This is a genomic window from Achromobacter sp. E1, from assembly GCF_037039475.1.
Lineage (GTDB): Bacteria > Pseudomonadota > Gammaproteobacteria > Burkholderiales > Burkholderiaceae_B > Achromobacter > Achromobacter mucicolens.
The window spans coordinates 1,426,021-1,444,759 of sequence record NZ_CP146253.1 but is presented as its reverse complement, the minus strand read 5'-3'; the positions used below and the strand labels follow the sequence as shown (position 1 = coordinate 1,444,759).

At 65.1% G+C, this 18,739-nt stretch carries 17 protein-coding genes; 3 read left to right on the top strand and 14 right to left on the bottom strand.

Going from position 1 to position 18,739, the window contains the following annotated elements:
- Nucleotides 1–177: 177 nt before the first annotated feature.
- Nucleotides 178–1,830, bottom strand: a complete 1,653-nt coding sequence (locus tag V6V88_RS06590) for a CTP synthase (RefSeq protein WP_056322044.1) — start codon at nucleotides 1,828–1,830, stop codon at nucleotides 178–180.
- Nucleotides 1,831–2,052: 222 nt separating this feature from the next.
- Here V6V88_RS06590 and V6V88_RS06585 point away from each other — a divergent pair, with 222 nt between their 5' ends.
- A complete protein-coding gene (locus V6V88_RS06585; protein WP_223574626.1) occupies nucleotides 2,053–3,051 on the top strand; it encodes a hypothetical protein in 999 nt (332 codons plus the stop codon).
- A gap of 118 nt (nucleotides 3,052–3,169) precedes the next feature.
- A protein-coding gene (locus V6V88_RS06580) for an IS3 family transposase (protein ID WP_338618505.1) occupies nucleotides 3,170–4,398 on the top strand; the annotation gives its coding sequence in 2 pieces (ribosomal slippage) (nucleotides 3,170–3,517 and nucleotides 3,520–4,398; 1,227 coding nt in all).
- Nucleotides 4,399–4,475: 77 nt separating this feature from the next.
- On the opposite strand, the gene V6V88_RS06575 is transcribed toward V6V88_RS06580, so the two are convergent.
- The 9 genes from V6V88_RS06575 to V6V88_RS06535 all read right to left on the bottom strand — a co-directional run bounded on the left by V6V88_RS06575 (nucleotide 4,476) and on the right by V6V88_RS06535 (nucleotide 15,668).
- Complete coding sequence (locus V6V88_RS06575; protein WP_223574624.1) at nucleotides 4,476–6,266, bottom strand: aminopeptidase P family protein; 1,791 nt, start codon at nucleotides 6,264–6,266, stop codon at nucleotides 4,476–4,478.
- Between the two features lie 14 nt (nucleotides 6,267–6,280).
- On the bottom strand, nucleotides 6,281–7,114 hold the full coding sequence (locus V6V88_RS06570; RefSeq protein ID WP_179691170.1) for a M55 family metallopeptidase: 834 nt from the start codon (nucleotides 7,112–7,114) through the stop codon (nucleotides 6,281–6,283).
- Nucleotides 7,115–7,134: 20 nt separating this feature from the next.
- On the bottom strand, nucleotides 7,135–8,229 hold the full coding sequence (locus tag V6V88_RS06565; RefSeq protein WP_223574622.1) for a P1 family peptidase: 1,095 nt from the start codon (nucleotides 8,227–8,229) through the stop codon (nucleotides 7,135–7,137).
- A 145-nt stretch (nucleotides 8,230–8,374) separates the two neighbouring features.
- Nucleotides 8,375–9,274, bottom strand: coding sequence for a glutathione ABC transporter permease GsiD (gene gsiD / locus V6V88_RS06560; protein ID WP_056322031.1), 900 nt, complete (start codon nucleotides 9,272–9,274; stop codon nucleotides 8,375–8,377).
- 7 nt (nucleotides 9,275–9,281) lie between these two features.
- Nucleotides 9,282–10,202, bottom strand: coding sequence for a glutathione ABC transporter permease GsiC (gene gsiC / locus V6V88_RS06555; RefSeq protein ID WP_056322028.1), 921 nt, complete (start codon nucleotides 10,200–10,202; stop codon nucleotides 9,282–9,284).
- Nucleotides 10,203–10,291: 89 nt separating this feature from the next.
- Nucleotides 10,292–11,845 carry a glutathione ABC transporter substrate-binding protein GsiB gene (gene gsiB, locus V6V88_RS06550; protein ID WP_062840581.1) on the bottom strand — a complete coding sequence of 518 codons (1,554 nt, stop codon included), beginning with the start codon at nucleotides 11,843–11,845 and terminating at the stop codon, nucleotides 10,292–10,294.
- 37 nt (nucleotides 11,846–11,882) lie between these two features.
- Nucleotides 11,883–13,769 (bottom strand): dipeptide ABC transporter ATP-binding protein, encoded by a 1,887-nt coding sequence (locus V6V88_RS06545; RefSeq protein WP_223574620.1) that lies wholly within the window; start codon nucleotides 13,767–13,769, stop codon nucleotides 11,883–11,885.
- Between the two features lie 46 nt (nucleotides 13,770–13,815).
- A complete protein-coding gene (locus V6V88_RS06540) occupies nucleotides 13,816–14,796 on the bottom strand; it encodes an isoaspartyl peptidase/L-asparaginase (RefSeq protein ID WP_056322021.1) in 981 nt (326 codons plus the stop codon).
- Complete coding sequence (locus V6V88_RS06535; RefSeq protein WP_062840578.1) at nucleotides 14,793–15,668, bottom strand: MurR/RpiR family transcriptional regulator; 876 nt, start codon at nucleotides 15,666–15,668, stop codon at nucleotides 14,793–14,795. Before V6V88_RS06535 ends, V6V88_RS06540 begins: the two co-directional genes overlap by 4 nt.
- Before the next feature lie 191 nt (nucleotides 15,669–15,859).
- On the opposite strand from V6V88_RS06535, the gene V6V88_RS06530 reads away from it, so the two are divergent.
- On the top strand, nucleotides 15,860–16,321 hold the full coding sequence (locus V6V88_RS06530; RefSeq protein ID WP_338618502.1) for a GNAT family N-acetyltransferase: 462 nt from the start codon (nucleotides 15,860–15,862) through the stop codon (nucleotides 16,319–16,321).
- Between the two features lie 28 nt (nucleotides 16,322–16,349).
- Here V6V88_RS06530 and V6V88_RS06525 read toward each other — a convergent pair whose 3' ends face one another.
- From V6V88_RS06525 to V6V88_RS06510, 4 genes are all read right to left on the bottom strand, one after another.
- Nucleotides 16,350–16,757, bottom strand: coding sequence for a hypothetical protein (locus tag V6V88_RS06525; protein ID WP_223574616.1), 408 nt, complete (start codon nucleotides 16,755–16,757; stop codon nucleotides 16,350–16,352).
- Nucleotides 16,733–17,065: a polymorphic toxin type 44 domain-containing protein gene (locus tag V6V88_RS06520; protein ID WP_155721873.1), complete on the bottom strand. Its 333-nt coding sequence runs from the start codon at nucleotides 17,063–17,065 to the stop codon at nucleotides 16,733–16,735. The genes V6V88_RS06525 and V6V88_RS06520 overlap by 25 nt, the downstream gene beginning before the upstream one ends.
- Nucleotides 17,066–17,278: 213 nt before the next feature.
- A complete protein-coding gene (locus V6V88_RS06515; RefSeq protein WP_056322014.1) occupies nucleotides 17,279–17,932 on the bottom strand; it encodes a CoA transferase subunit B in 654 nt (217 codons plus the stop codon).
- Between the two features lie 12 nt (nucleotides 17,933–17,944).
- On the bottom strand, nucleotides 17,945–18,643 hold the full coding sequence (locus V6V88_RS06510) for a CoA transferase subunit A (RefSeq protein WP_056322011.1): 699 nt from the start codon (nucleotides 18,641–18,643) through the stop codon (nucleotides 17,945–17,947).
- Nucleotides 18,644–18,739 lie beyond the last annotated feature (96 nt).

Genomic DNA, 18,739 nt, shown 5'->3' with positions numbered 1-18,739 from the left:
GTTTCGGTCTGACGCCGGATACGGCGCCGCCGCCAGTGTCGCGCAAGGCGCACGGGCGACGCATATCCGATGCTAATCGGTTGTATCCGAAAGAAGCGCCGCCGTATAGGGCGGCGCTGGGGAATCGGCCCGCGGCCCCGAGGATCCGCTTACGGAACTCAGGACCGCGGACACGCATCAGGCCTCCTGGCCGCGGCGAGCCTTCTGCTCGATGGCGGCGCGGATGTAGCTGGAGAACAGCGGGTGGCCGTCGCGGGGGGTGGACGTGAACTCCGGGTGGAACTGGACGCCGACGAACCACGGGTGGTTGGGCAGTTCCATCATTTCGGGCAGGTTCTCGGTCGGCGTGCGGGCGCTGATCACCATGCCGGCTTCTTCGAGGCGCGGCACGTAGACGTTGTTGACCTCGTAGCGATGGCGGTGACGTTCATTCACCTCGTCGCCATAGATGGCCTGCGCGCGGGTGCCGGGCTTGATCGGCACGCGTTGCGCGCCCTTGCGCATGGTGCCGCCCATGTCGGACGACGTGTCGCGCTTCTCGACCTTGCCTTCGCGGTCCATCCACTCGGTGATGAGGGCGACCACCGGGTGCGGCGCGGAGGGATCGAATTCCGTGCTGTTGGCGCCGCCCAGACCGGCGACGTGACGCGCGAATTCGATGACCGCCAGCTGCATGCCCAGGCAGATGCCCAGGTACGGCACGCCATTTTCGCGGGCATAGCGGATCGCGGCGATCTTGCCTTCGGTGCCGCGCTTGCCGAAGCCGCCCGGAACCAGAATGGCGTCCAGGTGCTTCAACTGATCGGTGCCGCGGGTTTCGATGTCTTCCGAGTCGATGTACTCGATGTTGATCTTCGAGCGCGTGTGGATGCCGGCGTGAACCAGGGCTTCGGTCAGCGACTTGTACGACTCGGTCAGGTCGACGTACTTGCCGACCATGCCGATGGTGAGCTGGTGCTCGGGGTGTTCCAGCGCCTCGACCAGGTTGTCCCACATGGACAGATCGGCCGGCGGCGGGGTCAGGCCCAGGGCCTCGCAGACGATGTTGTCCACGCCCTGCTTGTGCAGCATGGCCGGGATCTTGTAGATGGAGTCCGCGTCCCAGACGGAAATGACCGCGTCCAGGGGCACATTGGAGAACAACGAGATCTTGGCGCGCTCGTCGTCCGGAATGCGGCGGTCGGCGCGGCACAGCAGCGCGTTCGGGTAGATGCCGATTTCGCGCAGCTTCTGCACCGAGTGTTGCGTGGGCTTGGTCTTCAGTTCGCCGGCGGAGGCGATGAAGGGCACGAGCGTCAGATGGACGAAGGCCGCGTTGTTGCGGCCCATGCGCAGGCTCATCTGGCGGGCGGCTTCGAGGAACGGCAGCGATTCGATGTCGCCCACCGTGCCGCCGATTTCCACGATGGCGACGTCGGTGTTGCCATTCCAGCCGGCTTCGGCGCCACGGGCGATGAAGTCCTGGATTTCGTTCGTGATGTGCGGAATCACCTGGACGGTCTTGCCCAGGTAGTCGCCACGGCGTTCCTTGCGCAGCACGGATTCGTAGATCTGGCCGGTGGTGAAGTTGTTCACCTTGTGCATGCGAGCGGAAATGAAACGCTCGTAGTGGCCCAGGTCCAGGTCGGTCTCGGCGCCGTCTTCCGTGACGAACACCTCACCATGCTGGAAGGGGCTCATCGTGCCCGGATCGACGTTGATGTAGGGGTCGAGCTTCAGCATGGTTACTTGCAAACCACGCGACTCAAGGATGGCGGCAAGCGACGCGGCGGCGATGCCCTTGCCCAGGGAAGACACCACACCGCCGGTGACAAATACGTATTTGGTCATCGTAATGAGCACCCGGGACGAGCGGGCGCGTGCGGGAAATTTGGATTATAGCCGGGCGACGCGACTTGTTTGGGTTTTCCCCTAGCTCTGTGCGGGTAACAATTGGCTGCACTCGGCAAGTGCATTGCCACAAGCCCCGCGGCGCCCGCATGGTATGGTCGCTCCCTAATTTTGAACCGCTGCCCGTGCGGGCGGCGCCCTCCCATCCCCGCCCCCGCGCCGATGACCGCCCTCTCCCGCCCCGTTCCTTCCCTTGCCTGGCGCATCGCCGTCGCCGCCGTCCTGTTGCGGCTGACGTATATCGCGCTGGTGCAGGCCTACACCTTGCTGAGCCCGACGCCCTACGTGGAGCAACTGCGTGAAAGCTACACGCAGCCGCCGGTGCTGGCCCCGCTGCTGGCCAACATCGTCTCGACCCTGCTCATCGTCGGGCTCGCGGCCTGGGGCGCAACGCGCCAGTGGCTTGCGCGCCGCGATGCGGCAACCGTGGACCAGCCGGGCAGGCTGCTGGCCACGTTCCTGGCTTTGCAGGCGCTCTACACGCTGTGCCTGTCCAGCGGCATGGCCTACGCGCAGCACCTGTTGATGAGCGGCCTGATCAAGGAAGGTTCCTGGCTCCAGACGGCCCTCGGCCTGGATGTCGCCGGACGTTTCATCGTCATGAACCTGGGTATCCGCGTCGTAACGGTGGCGCTGGAGATCGCCGGCATCTGCCTGGCGCTGCGCATCGCCGCCTGGACCACCACCCCGGCCGTCCCGGGCGCCGGCTCAGCGCTGACCCGCCGGCATGCGGCATGGATCAGCGGACTGACCATGCTGATCTGGCAGTCCAGCGTGTCGATCATGCTGGGCGGCTATCTGCAGATGCAGACGCTGGAAGCGGGCTGGGCCCAATATGCGCTGGGATATTGGGTGCTGCCCATCGCCCTGCTGGCGCTGACCACGCTCGTTTGCCTGAAGGTGCTGCCGCGCCCGCTGGAACGTTCCGGCATCGGCCGCGCCGTGGCGCTGGGCAGCGTGGCGTTCTGGATCGCCCAGGTGCTGGGCATTGGCCTGGGTATTGCCGTGCTCAAGTCCATGACCTGGGACCAACTGGCCTGGGCCGTCCAATCGCACGCGTCCGCCGCGCTGGCGCTGCTCGCTTACGGCGCGCTGCTGGCGCTGGGTTGCCTGACGGCCACACGCCTGCTTCACCGCAAGCAAGACGCGCCGGCGCGGTAACCGGCGGCGCGCCGCGCCATGAAAAAAGGCCGTGGCGTCATGCGCCGCGGCCTTTTTTTTGCGCCTGACCCGTCCTGGAATTGGTTGACACCTTTTTGAGAGAAAAAAGGAGAGTCAATTGGAATCAAGGATCAAGCGAACCCAGCGGGACTACAGTCTGGCTTTTAAACTGTCGGTGGTCGAGCAGGTGGAAAAAGGCGAGCTGACGTACAAAGAGGCTCAGCGCCGCTATGGAATCCAAGGCCGGTCGACAGTGCTGGTGTGGCTGCGCAAACATGGCCGCCCGGGCTGGAGCGGCTGGAGCCTGCCGACGGTCAGAGGAGTGGATATGGATCGTCAGGGCAAGGAGGTCACACCCGAGCAGCGGATCAAGGAGCTGGAGGTGCAGCTCAAGGAGGCCCGCGAGAAGGCGCAGTTGTTCGAGGCGGTGGTCAACGTGTTGGAGAAGGATTACGGGGTGCGTGTCGTAAAAAAGCCTTTGGGCAAGTCCTCACGCAAAAGCTCGTCCAAGGGTTGAGCGTGGCAAGGGCTTGCCGTTACATGGGCCATAGCCGCCAGGCGTATTACAAGAGCAGGCATAAAGAGAACGAGCGCCAGCAGCAGGCATACCAAGTGGTATCCATGGTCACCGCGCTGCGGGTACGCCAACCGAAGTTGGGTACGCGCAAGCTGCATCACGTGCTGGGCCAGCCGCTGCGCGAGGCGGGGATCAAGGCCGGGCGCGATGCGCTGTTCGACATTCTGCGCAGCGCCCGGATGCTGGTGCGGCCGCGCCGGGCGTATCACAAGACCACAGATAGCCATCACCGCTTCCGACGCCACCCGAACCTGCTCAAGGCAGGCGAAGGCCAAGTGGTGCCGACGGGCCCGGAGCAGGTCTGGGTAGCCGACATCACCTACCTGCCGACCGCCCAGCGGTGCACCTACTTGAGCCTGGTGACCGACGCCTACTCGCGCAAGATCGTGGGCTACCACGTGGCAGAGAATCTGCAGACCGAAGGGGTGCGCCGCGCACTGGAGATGGCGTTGCGCTCGCGGCGCTCGAGCCAACCGCTGGTGCATCACTCGGATCGAGGCATCCAGTATTGCTCAACGTACTACCAGCGCCTGCACGCGCGGCACGGCATCCGTTGCTCGATGACTGACGGCTACGACTGCTACCAGAATGCCTTGGCTGAGCGGGTCAACGGCATCCTGAAGGGAGAGCTATTGCTCCACAAGCCCGCCGATCTGGCCCAAGCCCGGCTCATGGTCAAGCAGTCCGTCGAAATCTACAACACCGAGCGTCCGCACCTGTCCCTACAATGCAAAACACCCGATGAAGTTCACCGGGTGTTCAGTCCGTAGCCTGCTACGGATACCGTGCCGTAGGTGTCAACCTATGGCAGGACGGGTCAGCCGGCCCTGCCGGCGACACCGTCAGGTCAGATCGCCGCGCAGCGCAGCGTCAGCCACGCCAGCGCCTCGCCCTCGACCAGCGGCGACAGGCGCTCGAACACCGTCTTGTGATAGTCGTTCAGCCAGTCGATCTCGTCCTCGCGCATCAGCGAGGGCTCGATGCAGCGGGTGTCGATGGGGCACATCGTCAGCGTCTCGAAGCACAGGAATTCACCCAGATCCGAGGTCAGCCAGCTGCGGTTGGCGACCAGGTTCTCGATGCGCACGCCCCAGCGGCCCGGGCGGTAGATGCCCGGTTCGTTCGAGGTGATCATGCCCGGCTCCATGGCCGTGTGGGGACCCGGCATCGCGCGGTACGAAATGACCTGCGGGCCTTCGTGCACGTTCAGGAAATAGCCCACGCCGTGGCCCGTGCCATGGCCGTATTCCGCGCCGCCTTCCCAGATGGGCGCGCGCGCGATGGCATCGAGCATGGGCGAAGGCGTGCCGCGCGGGAACGACGCGCGCGACAGCGCGATCATGCCCTTGAGGACCAGCGTGAAATCGACCTTCTGGTCCGCGCTGGGCGTGCCCACCGCGACCACGCGCGTGATGTCCGTCGTGCCGCCCAGGTACTGGCCGCCCGAGTCGATGAGCAGCAGGCCGCCGCCTTCGATCGTGGCGTGCGATTCCGGGGTGGCCCGGTAATGCGGCATGGCGCCGTTGGCGTTGAAGCCCGCGATGGTGGCAAAGCTGGGGCAGACGTACGCAGGACGGCGCGCGCGGGCGGCCGTGATCTGCTCGTCGATGGTCAGTTCGGTGATGGTTTGCTTGCCCAGCGCGCCTTCGAACCAGGCGAAGAATTCGCACAGCGCGGCGCCGTCCTGCGCCATCGCCTGACGCACGTTCGCCAGTTCGGCGTCGGTCTTGCGCGACTTGAGCAGCGTGGACGGATTGACGGCTTCCACGCGCGGCACGGCAGGGTCCATGGCATGGAAAACGCCGCAGGTGACGCGGGCCGGATCGATCAGCAGCTTCTGATCTACTTCCAAGGAGGCCAGCGCATCCGCGGCCTGGGCGTAGTCCGCGACCTCGACGCCATCGGCGGCCAGGATGGCGCGCAGGCTGTCGTCGATCTTGCCGTCTGCCACAAAGAGCGTGGCGTGGTCCAGGCCGACCAGCGCGTGGCCGACAAAGACCGGGTTGTAGTCCACGTCGGCGCCGCGCAGGTTGAACAGCCAGGCGATGTCGTCGAGCGTGGAGATGAAATGCACGTCGGCGCCATGCTTGCGCATGGCGTCGCGAACCTGAGCCAGCTTGTCGGCGCGGGTCACGCAGGCGTCGGGCGCGACGTGTTCGTAGATCTTGGCGTCCGGCAGCCCGGCGCGATCGGCCCAGACCTCGTCCAGCAGGTCTTCGCGGATCTCCAGCACGGCGCCAGAGGCGGCCGCGGCAGCGGACAAGGCGCGGAAAGCGCCCAGTCCCAGCACCTGGCCGTCCACCCCGATGACGTCGCCCGCGCCGGTGTTGGCAGCCAGCCAATCGACATGGCCCGGCGTCGTGGCCAGCGCAATCTTCATCAGTTGCACTCCCGTGCCCGCAAGCTGGGCTTCGGCCTGCACCCAGTAGCGGCTGTCCACCCACAGGCCGGCAAAGCTTGGCGTGACCACCAGCGTGCCCACCGACCCCGTGAAGCCCGACAGCCAGCGCCGCCCCTGCCAGCGGGCCGGCAGGTATTCGGACAGGTGCGGGTCCGAGGAAGGAACGACGTAGGCAGTCAGACCGCGGCGGGTCATGGCCTGCCGCAATTGGGCAATACGGGCGTCGGTGCTAGACATGGAAGATGGGATCCTTAGCGCAACATGAAAGACATGGCGGCCAGGCTGTTCAGCGTGCGGATGGCGGACTGCATGCTATCCGTGGTGAATCGCAAGGTGACGCCGTCCACGCGTTCGAGCGTGGGCCACATGCAGAACAGATCGGCGAGCGCCGAGCTCTGCGTCTGCAACCGGCATTCTATAGGCGCGGGAATGCGGAAAGGAACGGCTTTCTTGTCGCCGCCGCGCATGAAATTGCGCACCGCGGTTTCGGCGGCCGCGGCAATCGCGCGGCGGGAGGCGGCGGGCGACAACGTGATGCCGCTGCCCTGCCCGTGCGCAACCTTGGTCTGCACCCATTCGGCGCCGGGAAAGGTGTCGCGGGTTTCCTCGATGAACACGTCGTCGCCCGTGCCCAGGATGACGGGCACGCCCAACTCGCCGGCCAGCGCGCCGTACAGGCCCGCTTCGCCCAGTTCCATGCCGTTGATGACGACGCGCGCGAACGCGAAGCTGTTGATGGTGTGGGCCAGGATGCCGCGGCCTTGCGAGCGCGAGTGGTAGCCGATCATGAAGACGGCGTCGCACGCCTCTTCCAGCCCGCCCATCATGCCCAGGTAGCGCGGCTTGCCCAGCACCAGGCGGGCGCGCTCGTCCAGGCCATCGGGCAGCAGATTGCGAAAGCCCCCGTGCGAGTCGTTGACCAGGATCTCTTCGGCGCCGCCCGCGATGGCGCCTTGCACGGCCGCGTTGGCCTCGGCGGTCATCCAGGCGCGGGCCCGCTCGTACTCGCCGTTGCCGGCACGGACCTGCTCGGCATGGAACACGCCGGCGACGCCTTCGATATCGGTGGAAATAAGGATCTTCATGAAAGGGGCCTTGAAAATGTTCAGAGTTCGGTGTCGGACAGCCACTGGCGCCAATCGGGCGCGGCGTGGCGGATGCAATCGCGGTGGTTCCCGTCGCGCCCGGTCACGCTTTCGGCGTGCCACAGCGCGGCAATGATGGCCTGTTCGCAGGCTTCGGCGGCGGCCTCGAAAAGCGGATCGATGCGGGCCTCGTGCAACATGGCGATCGCGGGCATGGGCGACTCGGCCAGTTGCGGAATCGTGTATGCCGTCGAAAACGCCAGCGCAATGTCGCCGCTGCCGTGGCCGAACACCGAGCCGGTGCGAGCCAGCCCCGCGCCCGCGCGCAGCGACAGCCGGCGCAACTGCCGAGCATCGAGCGGCGCGTCGGTGGCCACCAGCAGGATGATCGATCCCTTCTCGGGCGCGATCACCGCGTTTTCGCCTTGCTGCGCCAGCTTGCCGTCAAGCTGGTCCGCCAGCCGGCGGCCAAACGGCCTGCCCGCCACCGTCAGGTTGGGCAACCGGCCGAAGTTGGAAAGCACCAGCGCGCCGACGGTGTACTGCGGTCCGTCCTTGATCCGCGCAACGCGCGAAGCCGAGCCGATGCCGCCCTTGAACGAAAAGCTGGACATGCCCCGGCCGGCGCCGACGGCGCCCTGCGCGAATCGCTTGCCGGCGGCGGCCAGGGCGTCGGCGTAATGCGATTCCTGGACCGCCATCGCCTGGATGTCGTTCAGAAAGCCGTCGTTGCACTCGAAGACCAGCGGATTCACGGTCGCCATGCCACGGCCAATGCCGGGGTTGGCCGCGACCGCCGCGCGGATCTGCGCATTGGCCACCGTGCCCACGCCGAACGTATTGGTCAGCGCGATCGGCGTTTCCAGCACGCCCAGTTCCTGCACCTGAACCAGACCCGTGCTCTTGCCGAAGCCGTTCAGCACGGTGGCCGCGGCCGGCGTCTTGTCCAGGAAGGGATCGCCGCCATGCGGGCGCACGACGGTCACGCCCGTCTGCAGCGGGCCATCGGCCAGCGTGCAGTGGCCGACGGTGATCTCGCCCACGTCGCAGATCGAGTCCAGCGTGCCTGAAGGCAATACGCCGATACGCGGCATGTCCTGCGCTTGTTTGTCCATGTTTGTCTACGTGTCGCCACGCTCCAGAATGCAAAACGCCGCCACCCCGGGTCCGGGGCACGCGCGGGGCAGCGCGTGGCGGACGGAGGCGGCGGCGGAAGAATCGCCCTCCACGCCGGCCTGGGTAAACAGGCCAGCGGCAGGTTTACTTGCGGTCGATCTTGGGATCGAGCGCGTCGCGCAGGCCGTCGCCCAGCAGGTTGAACGCCAGCACCGTCAGGAAGATGGCAAGCGCCGGGAAGATGGCGACGTGCGGTGCGATGACCATGTCGGCGCGCGCTTCGTTCAGCATCGCGCCCCACTCCGGCGTGGGAGGCGAAGCGCCCATGCCCAGGAACGACAGGCTGGCCGCGGTGATGATCGAGGTGCCGATCCGCATCGTGCCGTACACCACGATCGGCGAGATCGTGCCGGGCAGGATGTGGCGCATGATGATCGTCCAGTCGGACGCGCCCACGCTCTTGACGGCTTCGACGTACGTCATCTGCTTGATCGACAGCGTGTTGCCGCGCACCAGGCGGGCAAACGCGGGCACGCTGAACACGGCCACGGCCACGATCACGTTGACCATGCTGGAACCCAGGATGGCAACCACGCCAATGGCCAGCAGCATGCCGGGAAATGCCAGCAGCACGTCGGAGATACGCATCGTGATGCGTTCCCACCAGCCTTCGTAGTAGCCGGCCATCAGGCCCATGAACGTGCCGACGATGGCGCCCATGGCGACCGACAGGAAGCCGGCGGCCAGCGAGATGCGTGCGCCCATGATGATGCGGCTGAAGATGTCGCGGCCCAGCGAATCCACGCCCAGCCAGTGCGCGAGGGACGGACCGGCGTTCAGCGCGTCGTAGTCGAAGAAGTTCTCCGGGTCGTACGGCACGATCCACGGCGCGAAGACCGCGACGATGACCAGCAGCAGGACGAAGAGGCCCGCGCCGACGGCAAGCTTCTGCTTCTTGAATTTGCGCCAGAACTCGGTGGCGGGCGTGCGCACGTCGTTTTTGGGAACGGCGGCGATGGTTGCGGCGGGTGTCGTATTGCTCATGGCCGCCTCACTTGTAACGGATGCTGGGATTGATGACGCCATACAGCACGTCGACAATCAGGTTGATCAGGATGAATTCCAGCGAGAACAGCAGCACGAGGCCCTGGATCACCGGATAGTCGCGCTGGGTCACGGCGTCCACCAGCAGGCGGCCAAGGCCGGGCCAGTTGAACACGGTCTCGACCACGATCGAGCCGCCCAGGAGGAAGCCGAACTGCAGGCCCATCATGGTGACGACGGGAATCAGCGCGTTGCGCAGCGCGTGCTTGATGATGACGCGGCGCTCGGACAGGCCCTTGGCGCGGGCCGTGCGCACGAAGTCTTCCTGCACGACTTCCACGAACGACGCCCGCGTGAAGCGCGCCATCACGGCGGCCACGGCGGCGCCCAGCGTGATGGAAGGAAGAATGTAGTGTTGCCAGGTCGAGGCGCCCACCGTGGGGAGCCAGCCGAGGTTCACCGAGAAAATCTGCATCAGCATCATGCCCAGCGCGAACGCGGGGAACGAGATGCCGGACACCGCCAGCGTCATGCCAAGACGGTCGGGCCAGCGATTGCGCCATACCGCCGACACGATGCCGATGATCATGCCAAAGCCAACGGACCACACCATGCTCGCAAGGGTGAGCCACAAGGTGGGCATGAAACGGTCGGCGATTTCGGTCGAGACGGGGCGCTTGGTGCGCAGCGAGGTCCCGAGGTCGCCCTGCAGCATGTGGCTGAAGTAGCGCACGAACTGCTGCGGCAGGGGCAGATCCAGCCCAAGTTCCTTGCGCACGAGCTCGACGGTCTGCTGGTCGGCTTCAGGCCCGGCGGCCAGTCGCGCCGGGTCGCCCGGAAGCATGTGCACAAACAGGAACACGACCACCGCTACCAGCAGCAGCGTGGGGATCATGCCCAAAAGACGTTTGACGATGTAGGTCAGCATTGAAATTCCTGCAACATCGGCGGGGACACCGCGTCCCCGCCGTATGTGGCCTTACAAGGGCCCGAAGGCCCCGAGAGTTACTGCTTGGTTTACTGCTTCAGGTCGATGTCGCCGAACCAGAACGAGGTGTCCGGTTCCACGTACACGCCCGACAGGTTCTTCGACTTGACGTACAGGTTGTTCTGGGTCACCAGGAAGGCCCACGGGGCGTCCTTCCAGATGGTTTCCTGAACGTTCTTGTAGATCTCGGTCTTCTTGGCGCGATCGGTCGTGGCCAGCGCTTGCTGGACGCCGTCGTCAACCGACTTGTTCGAGTAGTACGACACGTTGTTCAGCACCGGCGGGAACGCGGCGGTGGTCAGGAGCGGACGCAGGCCCCAGTCGGCTTCACCGGTCGAGGACGACCAGCCGGCGTAGTACATGCGGACCTTGGCGTCTTCAGGCTTTTGCACCTGTTGGACGCGTTGCACGCGCTGGCCGGATTCCAGGACTTCCACGGAAACCTTGATGCCGACCTGGGCGAGCTGCTGCTGCAGGAACTGAACGACCTTCACCGAGGTGCCGTCGTTATAGGCGGACCACAGCGTGCTTTCGAAGCCGTTGGGGTAGCCGGCTTCGGCCAGCAGGGCCTTGGCCTTCTTGATGTCGTAGGGCCATGCGCCGATCTTGTGCGCGTAGTCCACGCCTTGCGGCACGACGCCGTCGATGACGGTGGCGTAGCCCGAGAACGCGACCTTGGCCAGGGCGTCCTTGTTGATGGCGTAGTTGATGGCTTCACGCACCTTGACGTTGTCGAACGGCTTTTGCTGCGTGTTCATCGACAGGTAGCGGGCCATGATCGAGTTCTTGTGATCGACCACGTCCAGCTTTTCGTTCTTCTTCAGCACGGCGGCCTGCTCGAACGGCACCGGGAAGGCGAAGTGCGCTTCACCCGTCTGCACCACGGCGGCGCGGGTGTTGTTGTCGGTCACGGTGCGGAAGGTCAGCGTGTCGACCTTCGGGTAGCCCTTCTTCCAGTAACCGTCGAACTTCTTGACCTTCAGGTATTCAGCCGGCTTCCATTCGACGAATTCGAACGGGCCCGTGCCGACCGGGTGAAAGCCGATTTCCTTGCCGTACTTGGCCAGGGCAGCGGGCGAGATCATCATGGCGGCCGGGTGGGCCAGCGCGTTGATGAAGGCCGAGAACGGCTTCTTCAGCGTGATCTTGACGGTCATCGGATCGACCACTTCGGTCTTCTCGATGACGCTGAACTGGATGTAGCGCGACAGGCGGTTGTCCGGGTTGGCCGGACGATCGAAGTTGATCTTGACCGCTTCGGCGTTGAAGTCGGTGCCGTCGTGGAACTTCACGCCGGGACGCAGCTTGAACGTGTAGACCAGGCCGTCTTCGCTGACCGTGTAGTCGGTCGCCAGGACCTTCTGCACCTTCAGGTCCTTGTCGAACTCGAACAGGCCTTCGTAGTAGGCCTTGCCAGCAGCCTGGTTCAGCGTGCTGTTCGTGTTGTAGGGATCAAGCGTTTCCAGCGCGATGGAAACGGCGAACGTCACGTCCTTGGCGGCATGGGCCATCGGCGCGGCGAGCACGCCGAAGGCCAGCGCGGCAGCGGCCATCAGCTTGGTGGGGCGCAGAACTTTCATCATTGCAACTCCTGGTTCCAAAAAAAGGTCAACTACTGAGTCAATACGCGCCGCCGACGGGATGGCGGGCTACAAAATGATCCGGACCGACCTGCACCAGCGGCTGCACCACCGGTTCGTCGTTCAGTTTGCGGATCGGGCTGGGGATTTCATCGGACAGCAAGGTGCGCTTCATGTGGCGGCGCGCCGGATCGGCGATCGGCACGGCCGACATCAGCTTCTTGGTGTAGGGATGCTGGGGATTCTCGAAGATCGCGCGGCGCGGACCGATCTCGACGATCTGGCCCAGGTACATCACCGCCACGCGGTGGCTGACGCGTTCGACCACGGCCATGTCATGCGAGATGAACAGGAACGAGATGCCCATGTCGCGCTGCAGGTCGATCAGCAGGTTCACGATCTGCGCCTGGATCGACACGTCCAGCGCCGACACGGATTCGTCCGCGATCACGACCTTCGGATTCAGGGCCAGGGCGCGCGCAATGCAGATGCGCTGGCGCTGGCCGCCCGAGAACTCGTGCGGATAGCGCTGCGCCATTTCCGGCGGCATGCCCACGCGCTCGAGCAGTTCGGCGACGCGGCGCTCGGCATCCTTGCCCTTGGCCACGCCGTGCACCAGCAGCGGCTCCATGATCGAGAAGCCCACGGTCACGCGCGGATCCAGCGACGCGAACGGGTCCTGGAACACGAACTGGATGTCGCGGCGCAGGGACTGCAGTTCGCTGTTCTTCAGGCGCACGATGTCGCGGCCGCCGAAGCGGATCTCGCCGCCCTGGCTTTCCACCAGGCGCAGCAGCGAGCGGCCGGTCGTGGACTTGCCGCAGCCGGACTCGCCGACCAGCGACAGGGTCTCGCCGGGGTACAGATCGAAGCTGACCTTTTCCACGGCGTGCACGCGGCGCTGGACGCGGCTCATGATGCCGCCGCGCAAGTCAAAGCGCGTCACCAGGTTGCGCACGCTCAGGATGGGCTCGCGCTTGCCGGCGGGCACTTCCTGCGTGCTGACGGCGGCGGCCTCGGCCACGGGCTGGGCCTTGCCATCGACCTGCAGCAGCGGGAAGCGCGCGGGCAGGTCCGTGCCCTGCATGGCGCCCAGCTTGGGCACCGCCGACAGCAGCGCCTTGGTGTAGCTGTGCTGAGGCGCTGCAAATACGCGGTCCGACGGGCCTTCCTCGACCTTGTCGCCGCGGAACATGACCAGCACGCGGTCGGCCACTTCGGCCACCACGCCCATGTCGTGGGTGATGAACACCACGCCCATGTGCATTTCATCTTGAAGCTGGCGGATGAGCTGCAGGATCTGGGCCTGGATCGTCACGTCCAGCGCGGTGGTCGGTTCGTCGGCGATCAGCAGCGCCGGCTTGCAAGCCAGCGCCATGGCGATCATGACGCGCTGGCGCATGCCGCCCGACAGTTGATGGGGGTAGCGGTCCAGCACCGACTTGGCTTCGGGAATGCGGACCTGTTCCAGCATGCGCAGCGCTTCGGCGCGCGCCGAGGCGCCATCCATGCCCTGGTGCTCGCGGATCGATTCGGCGATCTGGTCGCCGGCCGTGAACACCGGATTCAAGGAGGTCATCGGCTCCTGGAAAATCATCGCCATGTCGGCGCCGCGCACATCGCGCATCACGCGCTGGCTGGCATTGGCCAGGTCGATCACGGAGCCGTTGCGCCGGCGCAAGGCCATGCGGCCCTGGGCGATGCGGCCACCGCCATGTTCCACCAGACGCATCAGCGCCAGCGACGTCACCGACTTGCCCGAACCCGATTCGCCCACGATGGCCAGGGTCTCGCCCCGGTCCACATGAAACGACAGATTGCGCACGGCTTCGACCGTGCGCTCGGAACCCACGAAGCGCACCGTCAGGTCGTCGACCTGGACCACGCGGTTATCCGGCAGCGCCAGGCTGTTTGCGCGATCAACCATCTCTTCTCATTCCCAAAATAAACCTACTGATCCAAACCGCCGCCGCTCATCGGTAGATGGCGGTTACCGGCTTCTCGCCAACGCGGGCGTAACCCCGGTACATGCCTTCCGTGTTGAACGGCAAGGCCACATTGCCCTGGGCGTCGACGGCCACCAGGCCGCCCTTGCCGCCGATGGTGGGCAGTTTTTCCATTACGACGCGGTCCGCCGCCGCTTCCAGCGAGGCGCCGCAGTATTCCATCTGGGCGGCCACGTCGTACGCGGCAACCATGCGGATGAACATTTCGCCCGTGCCCGTGGTGGACACGGCGCAGGTCTTGTTGCTGGCATACGTGCCGGCGCCGATCAGGGGCGCATCGCCCACGCGGCCGACCTGCTTGTTGGTGATGCCGCCGGTGGAGGTGGCGGCGGCCAGGTTGCCCTGGGCATCGACAGCCACGGCACCCACGGTGCCGAACTTCTTGTCGGCGTCCAGCGGATCGGCGGGCGCGGGCTGGCCGCGCGCGACCATGGCCTGGCCGTCGTGGTCCAGCACGGCGGCGTCCGGCGTTTCGCGCTGCACGCGCAGCAGCTGCTCGCGGCGGGCTTCGGTCGAGAAGTACGACGGGTCGACGAGTTCCACGCCTTCCTGGGCGGCGAACGCTTCAGCGCCCTCGCCCACGAAGAACACGTGCTTGCTGTTTTCCATGACCTTGCGCGCGGCAAAGATCGGATTGCGCACGCGGTTCACATTGGCGATGGCGCCGGAACGCAGCGTGGCGCCGTCCATGATGGCGGCGTCCAGTTCATGGGTACCGGCACTGGTGAACACGGCGCCGTGGCCGGCGTTGAACAAGGGGCAGTCTTCGAGCAGGCGCACGGCCTCGGTGACGGCGTCCAGGGCGCTGCCGCCCTTGGCCAGCACGGCCTGGCCGGCGGTCAGGATCGACTCCAGCGCCGCGAGGTATTCCTGTTCTTTCTCGGCAGACATGGCCGCGCGGGACATCGCGCCGGCGCCACCGTGAATGGCAATCACGGGTTGAATCATCGTTTACCTACTCCATGGATGAGCCACGGCATCACGGACTGGGTCACCCCAGCGGCGGCCGCAACGGAATTCTTGGCCCGATAGGCCACCGCCGCGGACAGGGCTTCGATGAGCCCCAACGCGGCGGTTTCGGAATTGGGAATGAGCTGGCGCGCCGAGAAGGCGTACAGCACGACGGACGCCGTGGGCGCCAGCGGCGAGGTGGGCTTGTCCGTCAGCACCAGCACCGGCACCCCGGCCTGCTTGGCCGCGCCGGCCAGCGTCACGGTGTCGGCCAGGTAACGCGGAAAACCGATGGCGATCACCAGGTCGTTGCTGGTCATGCGCGACATCTGACGCGCCGCGTGCGACACGCCGCCGGGACCAGCCAGCGATTCCACCGAATGCAGGTGCATGCACAGGCCGCGCTGCAAGAGGCCTGCGAGAAACCCGCTGGCGCCGAAACCGATGATGAAGACGCGCTCGGCGGCCAGGATGGCGTCGACCGCCTGTTCACAGGCCGCGGAATCCAACGCCTGCAGGTTGCGCTGCGCGTTGCGGATGTCTTCTTCGAGCGTCGCGGCAAAGATCTGGACGGCGCTGGCCGAGTGGGCCAGCTCGGTGCGCAGCTTCTCGACCGGTTCCAGCGCGGCTTCGAAGCCGCGGGCCAGTTCGGCGCGGAACTGCGGATAGCCCGGCAGGTCCAGGGCGCGCGCAAACCGGTTGGCCGTGGCGACCGACACGCCCACTGCCGCCGCGAACTCATCGATGGTCATGGTGGCGACGCGGAACTGGTGCGCCAGCACGTACTCGGCCATCTTGTGCTGGGTCCGGCTCAGCGCGGGCTGGGCCCGGGCGATCCGATCAGCGATCGTAATGGCGGACTTGGTCATCGAACAGCGAGGTGGAAATCAGGCGGCGGGTTTATGTAAATCTGTTTACACACAAATTTTAGTTAAGAAAATAGATTTTCATACTAAGGGTATACCCGTGAATAGATGTAACAATCGGGCCTGAAAAATCGGGGCCGGTTTGCGTTACGCTAGTTGCCCTGTTTTTTGTCCCGCTATCTGGAATGACCCGCATGACACCCGCCTGGATCTGCAAGCCCCACGCCGACCTGACCCCCGCCGAGCTCTACGCCATCCTGAGGCTGCGCTCGGAGGTGTTCGTGGCGGAACAGAACTGCGTGTTTCTCGACATGGACGGCAAGGACCTGCAAGGGCAGACCGAGCACCTGATGGCCTGGCACGACGGCGAACTGGTGGCCTATTGCCGCCTGCTGGAGCCGGCCCTGAACGACGGCCGCGCCGTCATCGGCCGCGTGATCACCGTCCCCGCCGCCCGCGGCACGGGCCTGGGCCACGAACTCATGCGCCGCGCCAAGGAAGAGGTACAGCGTCTGTGGCCGGATCAGCCCGTATACCTGGGCGCGCAGGCACGATTGAAGGGTTATTACGGCGGCCACGGCTTCGTGCCGGTCACCGAGGAATACATGGAAGACGGCATCCCGCATGTGGGGATGCTGTTGAGTGAATCGGCCTGAGCCCCTGAAACGTTCAGCGGGCGCCGCACTAGCGGCCGGCGGGGGAAAAGCGTGCAAAGAAGCCCTGGCTAATCTCTGCACGCTCAATTTTTCCGCCCTCCGCGATGTACACGTCGATACGGCTAAACGGCTGAGTGATCTCCATGCGGTCGCCTTCTTCGCGCGGGAATGAGATCATCAACCACATATCCGACGCCGGGAACATCGCTGTAGGTGACGAGACGGACTGCCCAGGAGTCAAAAGAAACCGGGTCGTATCGTGATTGTCATTGAAGAAAACAAGGAGTTCGGCGCTTGCATCTTGCGAGTAGTGCAACGCGACAACTGGCCTGCAGAAGTACATGAACAGCATCCAGAGCAACGGCGCAGCGCACAGCACGATTCCCGCACATCGGAGGGCACGGCGCGTTGTCACTTTCGTGGTTCTCGTCGGCATGTGTGCGGTTCTTTCGCGACGTCCTTTCCGTGGCCCCAGGGAATTGGCACGGCGCTGACATGTTGGAGAAGGATCTCGGCAGTCAGTTCATGAGGCTTGATTGCCGCATATAGATCGATTCCCAGCTTGATGGAAATGTGATCCGTCACGTCGTCCGCGCTCGCAGGCCATGGGCCGTTCCGCGGGTGATTCTGTTGCGGGTTCCGCTTCCAGAGGTCAAGCGCCGCCTGTGCCAAACCTGCCCCATTGATCAGCTCGGCAGCAGTGAACCCAAGTGCAATACCGACGTATCCGGGGCGACCTGCCATGTGGCGGCTCCTGACAATTACCGTTGGGCTTGAGTCTACGTATCGCAGACCGTCACTCAATAAGAAAAGTCGGAAACCGCATTCGGGAATCGGCCAGCTTTTGACGGCGCACGGAAGTTGGCTGAAAGGTGCTTCTACACGTAAAAACCCCCGAAGGGTGGATCTCGTCCAACCTTCGGGGGTCAGTTCAGCCGGGGTAAGGCCGGTAGCGGCCTACTGCACCGCAGACACGTCCAGTTTCGCCGCCGTCTTGGACTTGATCTCGTCCACCGTCACGCCGGGCGCCGTTTCCAGCAGCTTCAGGCCGTTTTCGGTGACTTCCATCACGCCCAGGTCGGTGATGATGAGATCGACCACACCCACGCCAGTCAGCGGCAGGTTGCACTCGGGCAGCAGCTTGATGTCCTCGGTGCCGTCCTTTTTCTTGGCGACGTGTTCCATCAGCACGACCACGCGGCCGACGCCGGCCACCAGGTCCATCGCGCCGCCCATGCCCTTGACCATCTTGCCCGGGATCATCCAGTTGGCCAGATCGCCCTTCTCGGAGACCTGCATCGCGCCCAGGATCGCCAGGTTGATCTTGCCGCCGCGGATCATCGCGAACGAGTCGGCCGACGAGAAGATCGAGGAGCCGGGCAGCGTCGTGACGGTCTGCTTGCCGGCGTTGATGAGGTCGGCGTCGACCTGATCGTCGGTGGGGAACGGGCCGATGCCCAGCAGGCCGTTTTCGGATTGGAGCCACACTTCCACGCCCGCGGGGACGTGGTTGGCAACCAGCGTGGGCAGGCCGATGCCCAGGTTCACATAAAAGCCGTCTTGCAGCTCGCGCGCGGCGCGCGCCGCCATTTCATCGCGGGACCATGCCATGTCGTCTTCTCCTTAGGCCGGGCGAGTGGTGCGTTGTTCGATGCGCTTTTCGGGCGTGGCGTTCAGCACGATCCGTTGCACATAGATGCCGGGCAGGTGGATCTGATCCGGGTCCAGGCTGCCGGTGTCGACGATTTCCTCGACTTCGACCACCGTGAACTTGCCGGCCATGGCGACGTTCGGATTGAAGTTGCGGGCCGTCTTGCGAAACACCAGGTTGCCGCTGCGGTCGGCGATGTGCGCCTTGACCAGCGACACGTCCGGCACCAGCGAGCGTTCCATCACGTACTGCTGGCCGTCGAACTCACGGATTTCCTTGCCCTCGGCCACGATGGTGCCCACGCCGGTCCGGGTGAAGAACGCCGGAATGCCGGCGCCGCCGGCACGCAGCTTTTCAGCCAGCGTGCCCTGCGGCGTGAATTCAAGCTCGAGTTCGCCCGACAGGTATTGGCGTTCGAATTCCTTGTTCTCGCCCACGTAGGACGCGATCATCTTGCGCACCTGGCGCGTGTTGAGCAGCTGGCCCAGGCCAAACCCATCGACGCCCGCGTTGTTGCTGATGCAGGTGAGATCCTTGACGCCCGAATCGCGCAGCGCGGCGATCAGCGCCTCGGGGATACCGCACAGGCCGAAACCGCCCACGGCGATCATCTGACCGTCCTTGACGATGCCTGCCAGCGCCTCCTGGGCGCTTGCATAAACCTTGTCCATCGCTCCAACTCCTAGTTAAGGTCTAACCAAAGTGAGCCCGCCCCGCCGCTACCCGCGCACGGGTCCCGGAAAAATCGGGGAATCGGGACAAGCCCA